Source organism: Pauljensenia sp. UMB3104, from assembly GCF_030217285.1.
Taxonomy (GTDB): Bacteria; Actinomycetota; Actinomycetes; order Actinomycetales; family Actinomycetaceae; genus Pauljensenia.
The window spans coordinates 1-530 of the sequence record NZ_JASONN010000063.1; the positions used below are offsets into that span (position 1 = coordinate 1).

At 58.1% G+C, this 530-nt stretch carries 1 protein-coding gene; it reads right to left on the reverse strand.

Features of this window, described 5'->3' with window-relative positions:
* The coding region (locus tag QP415_RS10755; RefSeq protein WP_285100041.1) for a phage minor capsid protein at positions 1-419 on the reverse strand (419 nt) is incomplete at its 3' end.
* Between the last annotated feature and the right edge of the window lie 111 nt (positions 420-530).

Here is a 530-nt window from a genome sequence, read left to right on the forward strand (position 1 = left end):
TCAGAAACGAGGGCGAGATCTTCACCGTTAACTGTCATTGTGTTTGCCCACCCGTAAACAAGTGAGTGCGTTGCCCCTGTGCGTGTGGCCATTTCTGCGTACGTGTCCATGTGCCACCGTCTACCGGCCTTGTCAGTGAATCCGCTTATCCCATGGCGGGCGAAACTGTTTAGTGCGCCCTGTGTGGCTTTCAGCCGGGTTTCCGCCCCGGTAGTAACACTGGCTACTGGGCGGGAGATAATCCGCTGATACACGTCAACCGCCTCACGTAAAGCTATTGGTGGGATCTGCGAAAGATGGGCGATCAGGTCAGCGGCTATGGTTTCTACGGCTGCCGCCTGCACGGTAGGGAATATTGTGGGGTAGCCGGCTTTGGCAAGGTCTTTCACGGCCTGGCCCTGCCCTGCATCCCTAGCCATGTTGAGGACTTCCTGTGCACGCCGTATTACCCGCTGCCAGCCCCTACCAAGTTGGCGTTCCAGTTCGGCTCTTACTGTGGCGACCTTCGCTAGCCGGGCCACATCCGTGGA